At 39.9% G+C, this 11,572-nt stretch carries 11 protein-coding genes; 9 read left to right on the top strand and 2 right to left on the bottom strand.

Annotation, left to right across the window (positions count from 1 at the left end):
- Window positions 1-111 (top strand): EF-Tu C-terminal domain-related protein (locus tag ABVT42_RS16800; RefSeq protein ID WP_465251084.1); only part of this gene is annotated, 111 nt, incomplete at its 5' end.
- 129 nt (window positions 112-240) lie between these two features.
- Here ABVT42_RS16800 and ABVT42_RS16795 read toward each other — a convergent pair.
- Entirely contained in the window at window positions 241-642 is a 402-nt protein-coding gene (locus ABVT42_RS16795) for an OsmC family protein (protein WP_353896888.1), read from the bottom strand.
- A 322-nt stretch (window positions 643-964) separates the two neighbouring features.
- Here ABVT42_RS16795 and crp point away from each other — a divergent pair, with 322 nt between their 5' ends.
- Window positions 965-1,621 carry a cAMP-activated global transcriptional regulator CRP gene (crp, locus tag ABVT42_RS16790; RefSeq protein WP_353896889.1) on the top strand — a complete coding sequence of 219 codons (657 nt, stop codon included), beginning with the start codon at window positions 965-967 and terminating at the stop codon, window positions 1,619-1,621.
- Between the two features lie 319 nt (window positions 1,622-1,940).
- On the opposite strand, the gene ABVT42_RS16785 is transcribed toward crp, so the two are convergent.
- Window positions 1,941-4,685 carry a penicillin-binding protein 1A gene (locus tag ABVT42_RS16785; protein WP_353896890.1) on the bottom strand — a complete coding sequence of 915 codons (2,745 nt, stop codon included), beginning with the start codon at window positions 4,683-4,685 and terminating at the stop codon, window positions 1,941-1,943.
- 227 nt (window positions 4,686-4,912) lie between these two features.
- Between ABVT42_RS16785 and ABVT42_RS16780 the strand changes: the two genes are divergently transcribed.
- The 7 genes from ABVT42_RS16780 to aroB all read left to right on the top strand — a co-directional run bounded on the left by ABVT42_RS16780 (window position 4,913) and on the right by aroB (window position 11,571).
- Window positions 4,913-5,980 (top strand): pilus assembly protein PilM, encoded by a 1,068-nt coding sequence (locus tag ABVT42_RS16780; protein WP_353896891.1) that lies wholly within the window; start codon window positions 4,913-4,915, stop codon window positions 5,978-5,980.
- Complete coding sequence (locus ABVT42_RS16775; RefSeq protein ID WP_353896892.1) at window positions 5,980-6,546, top strand: PilN domain-containing protein; 567 nt, start codon at window positions 5,980-5,982, stop codon at window positions 6,544-6,546. The genes ABVT42_RS16780 and ABVT42_RS16775 overlap by 1 nt, the downstream gene beginning before the upstream one ends.
- On the top strand, window positions 6,546-7,166 hold the full coding sequence (locus ABVT42_RS16770; protein WP_353896893.1) for a type IV pilus inner membrane component PilO: 621 nt from the start codon (window positions 6,546-6,548) through the stop codon (window positions 7,164-7,166). The genes ABVT42_RS16775 and ABVT42_RS16770 overlap by 1 nt, the downstream gene beginning before the upstream one ends.
- On the top strand, window positions 7,166-7,747 hold the full coding sequence (locus tag ABVT42_RS16765; RefSeq protein ID WP_353896894.1) for a pilus assembly protein PilP: 582 nt from the start codon (window positions 7,166-7,168) through the stop codon (window positions 7,745-7,747). Before ABVT42_RS16770 ends, ABVT42_RS16765 begins: the two co-directional genes overlap by 1 nt.
- A gap of 18 nt (window positions 7,748-7,765) precedes the next feature.
- Window positions 7,766-9,874, top strand: a complete 2,109-nt coding sequence (locus ABVT42_RS16760) for a type IV pilus secretin PilQ (RefSeq protein WP_353896895.1) — start codon at window positions 7,766-7,768, stop codon at window positions 9,872-9,874.
- Window positions 9,875-9,957: 83 nt separating this feature from the next.
- Entirely contained in the window at window positions 9,958-10,482 is a 525-nt protein-coding gene (gene aroK, locus ABVT42_RS16755; RefSeq protein ID WP_417281487.1) for a shikimate kinase AroK, read from the top strand.
- A 9-nt stretch (window positions 10,483-10,491) separates the two neighbouring features.
- On the top strand, window positions 10,492-11,571 hold the full coding sequence (gene aroB, locus ABVT42_RS16750) for a 3-dehydroquinate synthase (RefSeq protein WP_353896896.1): 1,080 nt from the start codon (window positions 10,492-10,494) through the stop codon (window positions 11,569-11,571).
- Window position 11,572 lies beyond the last annotated feature (1 nt).

Genomic DNA, 11,572 nt, shown 5'->3' with positions numbered 1-11,572 from the left:
ATGGATGTTGAATTGATTGCACCGATTGCGATGGATGAAGGTTTACGTTTTGCTATTCGTGAAGGTGGCCGAACTGTTGGCGCCGGTGTTGTTTCTAAAATTATTGCTTAAGTAATTTTTTAAACAAAAATCAAAAAGGCGCTATTTACAGCGCCTTTTTTGTTAATTGAATTCGTTTATTTTTTTAAGACTATTTATCAAGCTTCTAAAATTATTGAGTCGAATTGAAGTTTTAACGAACTAGGCTTCTTCGATAATATCGACACTGTAGGTTACTTCAACTTTACCTTTTAGCATTAGAGAAACCGAGCAATATTTCTCCATTGACAAATTACAGGCTCTTTTAACCTGTTCTTGATTTAGATTTCTACCTTTTACCGTATAGTGAGCGTGAATTTTCTCAAACACTTTCGGAATGGTTTCCGCGCGATCTCCGGTAATTTCACAGTGGCAATCGGTGATATCTTGCCGAGCCCGCTGTAGAATCATGACGACATCAATTGAAGAGCAGCCTCCTATTGCCAATAAGACCATTTGCATAGGAGATGCATGTTTTCCATCTGAATCCATTAGAATTTGATGACCGTCGGCTGTTTCACCCTTGAAAACCAAATCATTTTGCCATTGCGTGGTTACTTTCATTTTCTCTCCATTCGAGATATTTCAATATTTTGGTTAAGATTACGTTGATTTGAAATTTAATTCATTAAATTATACAAATTTCACATGCTAATTGTTAACTATGTACTTGTTTTTCTATTTTGTATTTAGCCGAAAATAATCTAATTCATGTTTATAAAAATAGGTAAGGAATTCTTGTTGAATGAGCCTAGTGGGAGAGGTATTATCTAATTTTGCCCTGCTGACACTTTAGGGCTAACGCTATATTGTAAAAGTATATTAGAAAATAGTGCTATATTAATAATAGGAAAATTATTTAAAGTAGCATTAAGCGGAATTTATCATGGCATTGATCAAAGAACCTATTTCTATTCCTCATAATATTAAAACTGATGAAACACTCGATTGGTTTGTTTCACAATGCCACAAACGGCGATATGCTCCTAAGACCACCATCATCTTTGCTGGAGATAAACCAGAAACTTTATATTTTCTGATTAAAGGATCTGTTAGCGTTTTGATCGAAGATGATGATGGTCGAGAGTTAGTTCTGGCTTACTTAAACTCTGGTGATTTTTTTGGTGAAATGGGACTGTTTGATAGCTTAAGCGATCGCAGTGCCTGGGTTCGAGCCAAAACTGAAACTGATGTGGCAGAAATCAGTTACGCGCGATTTCATGCTTTAGTTAAAGAGCAGCCGGAAATTATGTTTAAACTGGCTGAGCAAATGGCTTTGAGATTGCGCAAAACCAGTCGTAAAGTTGGGGATTTGGCATTTATGGATGTAACCGGACGGGTTGCACGTGCATTACTAGATTTAGCTAAAGAACCTGACGCTATGACCCATCCTGATGGTATGCAAATTAAAGTCACTCGACAGGAGCTTGGGCGAATCGTGGGATGCTCGAGAGAAATGGTTGGACGTGTATTAAAAGTTTTAGAAGAGCAAGAGCATATTACCGTAAAAGGTAAAACGATGGTCATCTATGGGACTCGTTAATTAATTTCTATTGAGCTTTAGCATTTAATATATAACAAGCTTTATTCTAATAGCTTTATTGAGGTTAATCATGGCATTCAATAAAACTTATTCTTTTAAACTATATTGCAATAGCGGTAATTGGTTTGTTTTGTATATCCAATATTTTCACAAGGCATGGTGTTGAACCAGCTAGTTTATTCGATGCCCCATAATTTTAAGAATTTTTAGGTTTTGCTACAGAGCTTAATCGCATCAAGCGCAGTTTTCTGAGCGAAGTGACGATCTCAAAATATTCTTAATGTATTTTGTTCACCGTCATTGCAAAGTATTAATGATATTAAAATATATTCGTATCTTTAACAATTTCCTGATCTTTGTTAAATATGTCCTCAATTGGTTTTTCTGAATATTCTGTTGGTGCATTTTCTGTTCGGAATAACTCAAAGATAGGACTTTCTGTTAAATTGGTTGCGAGTAATCCATTTTTGGGATCAATTCTGATACTGACGATGCCAGGCGGCATAGGGTGGTTTAATTGTGGTTTACCATCAACAGCTTTCTCAATAAACTTTTGCCAAATGGGTAATGCCGCAATACCACCAAATTCTCTGGCGCCAAGCTTTTTGGCATGATCGCTAAATCCTACCCATGCGGTTGTCACATGGTTGAGATTATAACCGCTAAACCAGGCATCTTTGGCATCGTTGGTTGTTCCAGTCTTTCCGGCCAAATCATTGCGTTTTAGTAAGGGGCTTTTGGTACGAGCCAAAGTTGGGTAACCCGTACCCCGATGGATAACATCTTTTAATATATTATCAACCAAATAATGATTCCGGGCTTCTATTACTCTTGGAGCCATCAGCTTTTCTGGAATTGGCAAAACAGGGAGGTTAGCAAAATTATCGCGCTGCGCGTAATCTTCGGATACTGGAGTGGTTAGTACTTCAATATCGTGTGTTTGTGCGATTTCATTGTCAGTTGAAAGAGTTTGTTGTTGCTGATTTAACTGTGTATCACTTTGTTGGTTAGCTAAAATAAGCTCACACTCTCGGCATACTTGAAGTGGTTGTTCTTCAAAGATGATTTGTCCATTACTATCTTCAATTCTTTGAATAAACCAGGGTTTGATTCGATAGCCTCCGTTAGCTAACGTGGCATAACCGGTAACAACTTCCAAAGGTGTGAAAGCTGCCGAACCTAAAGCGAGAGATAAGTAGGGTTCCATATGCTCTCCAGGAAAGCCTATTTTTTCTAGATAACCTTTGGTATAGCTTGGCCCGATTTCACGGATAAGTCTGGCTGATACGGTATTTTTTGAGCGACGCAGAGCCGTTCTTAAGCTAATTGGACCCAGGTATTTGTCACCATCATTCTTAGGACGCCAAAAGTTTTCGGCTGTAATATCTGCTTCAACGATTGGCATATCATTAATCATTGATGCTGGCGTATAATCTTTGTTGAATGCAGCTGAATAAACAAAAGGCTTAATGTTACTGCCCGGTTGTCTCCTAGCCTGTGTGACCATATTGTATTGATTTAAAGTAAAGTCATAACCACCAACAAGCGACTCAATTGCACCAGTTTTTGGCACTAGCGAAACTAACGCACCACTGACTTGGGGAATTTGTGCCAGTAAATATTCTTCCGTTGGCTGGTTTGTATCTGTGGATTGTTCTGTTGCATCGGACCGATTATCTATGTTGTTCAGTTTCACTCTGACCCGAATAATGTCACCCACGGCTGCAACTTGATCGATTGTTTTAATTCTAGGACCCCGATGGTTTTCATCGACATATTTGCGTGCCCACTTCATCGATTGCAGTGAAATTGATTTTAAAAGCCCGTTCGCAAGTAATATGATTGCTTTATCCTCTTCTAATTGAGTGACTAAGGCTGGAATGAGGTCGGCAACTGAGGGTAAATCTTGCAACCAGCTTTGCATTTGTTCAATGCTGGTTTCAGGGGTAATTGCATATTGCTGTTCTGGGCCACGGTAACCATGACGTCTGTCATATTCTTCAAGACCCTCAATCAAAGCTTGTCTGGCAAAATGCTGGAGTTCCGAATTTAAAGTGGTATATATTTTTAGACCATCGTTGTAAGCAATGTTCTTTCCATAGCGATCAATAACTTCTTGTCTTGCCATTTCTGCAACATATGGGGCATATACCGTAGCCCTGGCGCCATGTTTTGAAGTTTCGATAGGTTCATTGACCGCTTCGTTATATTGCAGCTGAGTGATATATTGTTCAGTCAGCATTCTGCCAAGGACATGTGTTCGGCGTGATTTGGCCTTATCTGGATTAGAAATAGGATTGTAAGCCGATTGTCCTTTAGGAATACCAGCAAGAGTTGCCAATTGGGCTAAGCTAAGGTTATTGAGTGTTGTACCGTAATAAACTTGTGAGGCGGCTCCCAATCCATAAGCACGATGCCCAAAGGGAATCTTATTTAAAAATAATTCTAAAATTTCATTTTTAGATAACTCCGACTCAATTTTCCAGGCCAGAAACATTTCGGTAAATTTACGGGAAAAGCGCTTTTCTCGACTGAGGTAGTAGTTACGCGCTACCATCATTGTTATGGTACTAGCGCCCTGGGCTTTGCGCTGAGTTAAGATTAAATTGGCAAAAGCGCGCATCACACCCCAAAAATCAACACCAGAATGCTGGTAAAATCTTTGATCTTCTGTTGCTAATAAAGCATTTATGAAATCTTTAGGAACTTGGTCTAAAGTAATAGGTATACGCCGTTTATCGCCAAATTCGGCAATAAGCTGGTGGTCACTGGAATATATTTTCATTGGCGTTTGCAACTGAATTTGTCTGATGGATTCAACCTGCGGAAGACCTGGGCCCACGGCCAGATATAGTCCGATAAATCCCATTGCCGCCAAGAGAGTGAATAGCGTCACAAAATAAACAATTTTGGGTGTTAATTTTGACAATAATTTCATGTGGACAGTAGTATAAAGCGTTGCATCTAAAGTATGTCGACAAAGTATATCTTTATTTGTTCGATGCTTTAACAGTAAAACACTAAATAAATACTTTTCTTTTAGTATTTTTAAGTATTCTGTCACGGCATTTATTTATTGAACTGCGAGATAATAAAAGCTGCCAGTAGATACTAAACTAAAGGTATTGCCCGGCGGATCAAATAATAACCCTTGACAATATGCCTAAATAACGCGAAATTGCACACAGAAAAATAAAAAACAGGTGAAATTTCTTATAGTTAGCGCTATTATTTAAAGTGAATACACAGTTTCCACCTGTAACTGGATAAAACTGATAGGAAAATTTGGATATGCTGGCTAAATTATTCGGCTCTAAAAAGACTTCCCTTGTTGGGATTGATATCAGCTCCACCGCCTGTAAATTGCTTGAATTGGGCAAGGTTGGTAATCGATATCGAGTTGAAAGCTATGCGGTAGAGCCACTACCTCAAGATGCTATGGCTGACCGTGATATCCGCGATCCTGAAGTTATCGGTGAAGCGCTCAAAAGAGTCATTAGTCGAAGTGGCACCAACTTAAAACATGCTGCCGTCGCTGTTGCTGGTTCTTCTGTGATTACCAAAATTATACAGATGGATAAAGGTCTTAGCGAAGAAGAAATGGAAAAGCAGATTGAGGTTGAGGCAGATCAGTATATCCCTTATCCATTAGAAGAGGTCGCACTGGATTTTCAAATTCTAGGGGAATCTGAAAAAGTTCCTGATAAAGTCGATGTTTTATTAGCTGCTTCCCGCTCAGAAAACGTCTACAGCCGAGTTGATGCACTAGAGCTAGCTGGATTAACTGCCAAAGTGGTTGATGTTGAAGCTTATGCCATCGAACGTTCATTTCGACTACTTGCTAATCAATTGCCAGATCAGGGTGAAGGCCAAATTATAGCGGTTGCCGATATTGGTGCAACTAATACCAGTTTAAGCGTCATGGAAGATTTCAATACCATTTATACGCGCGAACAGACATTTGGTGGCTCACAGCTCACGGAAGAAATACAAAGACGTTATGGGTTGTCATTTGAAGAAGCAGGCATGGCTAAAAAGCAAGGTGGATTACCGGATGACTACGAACCAGAAGTTTTAGAGCCATTTAAAGAAGCGATTATTCAACAAATCAGTCGTTCACTACAATTTTTTTATGGCTCCAGTCAATATGGTGAAGTTGATCACATCGTATTAGCTGGAGGTTGCTCCATCATAGATGGGCTTGAAGATATGATCGAGGAAAGATTGGGAACCACGGCATCTATTGCTAACCCATTTGCAGATATGTCACTTTCCACAAAAGTTAATGCGCAAGCACTGAGTTCCGATGCTCCCTCGCTGGTGATATGTTGCGGTCTTGCATTAAGGAGTTTTGATTAATGGCAAATATTAACTTACTCCCTTGGCGCGAAGAGCTCCGCCAAGAGAAACAAAGAGACTTTTTAGGTATACTCGGACTATTTGCGATTATAGGCGTTGCTGTTGTCTGGGCGATTTACACGATTTATGGCTCCAAAATTGATGATCAGCGTGAGCGCAATAAATATTTGCAGTCTGAAATTCAAAAACTCAATTCAAAAATAAAGCAGATTCAAACGCTGGAAAAAGAACGAATGGAATTGGTTGAGCGTATGAATCTGATACAGGATTTACAAAAAAGTCGCCCTCAAATTGTTCATGTATTTGATGAAATCGTCACTAACATTCCAGAAGGTGTAAATTTATCAAGTGTTACTCGTAAAGACGATGATTTGATTTTTAACGGGATAGCCGAATCAAGTCCTCGAGTTTCAAAGTTTATGCGCAATATAGCTTCCTCCAAATATTTGCAATTAGGTCCACTGGATACCATTAGCGGTGACAGAGAGTCCGGAGCAAATCGTAAGAAGTTTCTCCTACGTACCAAAATCGGTTCTCCTTCAAATAGTGAAGAGGAGCAACAATAATGAATTTAGAAGATCTCAAAAATTTTGACCTCTCAACCGTTGATTATTCGAATATGGGCTCTTGGTCTGCGATGGCCAAAGGGATCGTTGCTGCGCTGGTATTTATCTTAGTGCTAATCATTGGTTACTATCTGTTTGTTGAAGAGCAAACAGACTTGCTAGCCGATATAGAGAAAAAAGAAATTGAATTCAAACAAGAGTTTGAGCGCAAACAGGCGAAAGCGGTGAATTTAGATGCATACAAGCGTCAGATGAAAACCATTAAAGACAGCTTCAAAACTTTGTTGCAGCAGTTACCTCGTTCTGAACAAATGGCTGAACTGGTTGAAGAGTTTTCTTATGCCGCGACTGGTGCGGGTTGCGTGATGGATGATGTAAAGTTTTTAAGCGAAAAAGATTCTGAGTTTTATACTGAAAAACCTATCAGTATGCGCGTTACCGGTGGGTATCACCAGCTTGCTGACTTTGTCAGTCGAATTTCAAGATTGCCACGAATTGTAACCTTACATGATTTTAAAATTTCTCTCGGAACCGGTGATGTGCCAACTTCGCCCGGTGAAAAGCTGTTAATAATGACAATTACAGCAAAAACCTACCGAGCCGATTCGGAGGAGAAATAATGATGTCAATTAAAATGCGTGATTCAAGTTCGAGATTATTGCGATTAGTTAGCTTCGCCATAATGCTAGTTACTACCGCTATTTTGGGGGGATGTGCCGGAAATACCGATGATTTGGAGGAGTGGGTTGAAAAAATTAAAGCCCAACCTCCAGGCCGAATTAAACCAATGCCACAAGTAAAAGAATATAAGCCGCATGATTACTCTTCAGCGCATCTTAAAAGTCCATTTGCTGAATTAGAGCCTGAGTTGGAGCAACAGCTAACAGCGCTTCATGAAGGCTGTGATGAGTCTGCAAGACCAGATCCTTCGCGCCGTAAAGAAGATTTGGAGCGTTATTCTTTAGATTCAATGGAAATGGTCGGGATAATTAATAATCGAGATAAACGCTGGGGGCTTGTACGAATGACTGCGGGGCCAGCAAGCGGTAATGTTTTTCATGTGAAAGTTGGTAATTATTTGGGCATTAATCATGGCCAAATTATGCAGATTGAAGAGCAGCAGATAGAAATCAGTACACTGGTACCCGACAGCAAAGGGTGCTGGGAAAGACGAAAAGTTTATATGGCGCTTGCTGAATAGTAGGCAGTAGGAGTGAATATGAGTTATTGGGGTATAAGTGACAATCAACAATATCGGGGAGCTACGGCTATGTTGATCGGCCAAATGAAAAAAATGCTGGTGTTATTTCTAGCAGTGACCAGTATGAGCTTATCGGCAGCTGAAATTCAGGATATCAGCTTTGATGTTATGCCTGGTGATAAAGTATTGATCACCGTTAAGATGGATTCTCCTCCGCCGGCTTTTAAAGAAATTACGACTGATAATCCTGCTCGTATCTGGATGGATTTTGATGGTGTAGCAAGTGCGCTAAAGCGTAAAACCCACAGCATTGGAATAGGCGCAACACGCAGTGTTACGGCGGTCGAAGCTGGCGGTAAAACCCGCTTGGTTGTTAATTTGGTTGAAATGGTTCCTTTTTCAACAAAGGTTGAAGGCAATAACTTGATGTTGACTGTTGGCTATGGTCAAGATCAGGTGGCTAATACCGGATTTAACAGCTCTCAACAGCCTGTTGCACAACAAACACAATCATCCAGAGCTACAGTGTCGGATGAAGATATTGCAAATATTGATTTTCGTCGTGGAGAAAATGGTGAAGGTCGGATAGTTGTTGAGTTGAATAACTCAAATATCGGGATAGATTTACGACAAGAAGGTCGCACCATTTTTGCTGACTTTGTTGGTGCGAAAATGTCTAACAATTTGATTCGAAAGCTTGATGTTATTGACTTTGCTACACCGGCTAAGATGGTATCGACCAGTCGAGTTGGCGGAAATATTCGATTGGCAATTGATACGTTAGATGAGTTTGAATATTTAGCCTATCAAGCTGATAACACCTATGTGATTGAATTAAAACCGCTTACACCCGAAGAAGTTGAACGTAAAAAATTAGATGAACCAGTATATACCGGTGAAAGACTGTCTTTAAATTTCCAAGACATTCCTGTTCGAGCTGTATTGGCAATCATAGCTGAATTTACAGGATTAAACTTGGTAACCAGTGATACTGTCTCAGGAACTATTACGCTAAGATTACAGACCGTACCTTGGGACCAAGCTCTGGATATTTTGTTAAAAACCAAAGGTCTGGATAAGCGCCAAAACGGAAATGTGCTTCTTGTTGCACCAGCAGCAGAAATAGCCGCTCGTGAAGCGATGGAATTACAAACAGAGAAACAAATCGAGCAGTTGGCCCCTCTTCGATCTGAATATATTCAGGTAAATTATGCTAAGGCTACTTCACTAGCTGATTTAATTCGAACTAAAGGTGCTAATTACCTTTCTAGTCGGGGGAGTGTTTCTGTTGATGAGAGAACAAATCATTTATTAATTCAAGATACTGCGAAAAAGCTTGATCAAATTCGCTTGATGATTCGTAAATTGGACGTTCCAGTAAGACAAGTGTTGATTGAATCTAGAATTGTCGTTGCAGAAAGTGGAATGGGTGAGGAGCTCGGGGTGAGACTCGGTGTAACTGACCGCGGCAGTAATGGGGCAATATCTGGTGATGCGAATAGTTCGAGTAATGTTTATTTCCAAAACTCGCCAGGTGCACGAAGCTTTGCTGTCGATCTACCAGTTGCCAATGCGGCAGGTAGTATTGGTATGACGGTTGCGAGAATGCTTGATGGTACGATTCTTGATTTGGAATTGTCGGCACTGGAAAGTGAACGACGTGGTGAAGTAATCGCATCTCCTCGAGTTATCACCGCCAATCAAAAGGAAGCTTACATAGAATCCGGTGAAGAAATCCCTTATTTAACTGCCAGTAGTGCTGGTAATACCACAGTTACCTGGAAAAAAGCGGTATTAGCTTTAAAAGTGACTCCACAAATTACACCAGATGATCGTATAATCCTCGACTTACAGGTTAATCAGGATACGCGTGGTGAGAACGTTGTTAATTTTGGTCCTGCAATTAATACCCGAGAAGTTGGTACTCAGGTATTGGTTGAAAATGGTGAAACGGTTGTTCTTGGTGGTGTTTATCAACAGTCAGTCAACTATGATGTTAGTAAAGTCCCATTTTTAGGCGATTTACCTGGTGTAGGTGCACTGTTCAGATATAGTAAAGAAACATCTAGCAAGCAAGAGCTGCTTATGTTTGTGACACCTAAGATTGTGAAAGAATCAATTAGATAGTGTTTACACCTTAGATATAGTGGTAAGACCCGCTTTGGCGGGTTCTTGCATTTAATATATGGGGAAATTAGTAGTACTAGGTTATGATGAAAGGTAAAAGAAACGTATTCTTAGTCGGGCCTATGGGGGCAGGTAAAACCACTATAGGGAAGCAATTAGCTCAGATTTTGCACTTACAGTTCGTCGACTCTGATCAAGAGATAGAGGATAGAACCGGTGCGCCTATTGACTGGATCTTTGATATTGAAGGTGAAGATGGTTTTCGCAAGCGTGAAAAAGATGTGATTGCTGAATTGACCCAAAAGCAGGGGATTGTATTGGCTACTGGCGGTGGTGCCATCACGGAGCCAGATAATCGAACTTATCTCGCTGGTCGGGGGATTGTGGTATATCTGGAGACTTCTCTTGAGCAACAGGTCGAAAGAACCAGAAAAGATAAACGTCGACCACTATTAATGGCAAGTGACAATCCCGAAGCCACTTTGGAAGAGTTGAATCAAAAACGCGACGGATTATATCGAGAAATTGCAGATATTATTGTTGCAACCAACGAAAATTCCATAAAGTCTGTCGCCAATAAGATTGTTGCGCAAATAAATGAAGGTTAATCGCTGACTATGCGACAATTAGCACTGGCTCTTGGTGAGCGTAGCTATAATATTTATATCGATAGTGGAATATTAACAAATGCTTCGTTAATCCAACCTTATTGTAGTGGTGAAAATGTACTTATTCTCTCTAATGAGACAGTAGCTCCCCTATATATTGAAGCATTATCAAAGGCATTTCCTGATAAGACTGTTTATCATTACTTGTTGCCTGATGGGGAACAATATAAAAACCTCGAGCACTTTAGTGCGGTAATCGACTTTTTGATCGAAAATGGATTTCGCCGAAATGATACACTTGTTGCACTAGGCGGTGGTGTTGTTGGTGATTTGGGTGGTTTTGTTGCTGCCAGCTATCAACGGGGTATGGGATTTATTCAGGTGCCAACCACTGTACTGGCACAAGTCGATTCTTCTGTTGGAGGCAAAACCGGCGTTAATCATGCGTTAGGTAAAAATATGATTGGTGCATTTTACCAGCCTAAAGCCGTTTTTATTGACACCGACACGCTTAAGTCATTACCAGACAAAGAATATTATTCTGGATTTGCAGAAATTATAAAATATGCCATTTTAGGTTCTGAGCCAGTTAAGTCACTTTTGTTTGCCAATATTCAAAGTATCAATTTACGAAAAGACGAAATCCTTGTTGAACTGATTTACCATAGCTGTCATAAAAAGGCTGAAGTTGTTGCACTTGATGAAAAAGAGCAAGGTAATCGGGCCCTACTTAATCTTGGGCATACGTTTGGACATGCTATTGAAAGGTTAACATTCTACAAGGCTTATTTGCATGGAGAAGCGGTGGCTATAGGTATGATGATGGCATTCAATTTATCTGTTGCAAAAAAATTGATATCACCTGAAATTGTCGCCCAATATCGAGAATTGATGTTAGCATTAAATTTGCCTGTAAGTTTAAGTCGCTCAATCAGTGTGGCTGAAATGTTAGATACAATGAAACTCGATAAAAAGAACACTAGTGATAAATATCGATTAGTTGTACCAAAAGGCGAAAAGTGTATTTTAATTGAGCAAGAGCGCTCAGCCATACTGATGGAGTCTATTGAAAAGCAATTGTTAGTATGAA

The organism is Aliikangiella maris (genome assembly GCF_040719265.1).
GTDB classification, from domain to species: Bacteria; Pseudomonadota; Gammaproteobacteria; order Enterobacterales; family Kangiellaceae; genus Aliikangiella; species Aliikangiella maris.
Note: the sequence above shows the minus strand (reverse complement) of the source record. Positions and strands in the feature narration are given on the sequence as shown.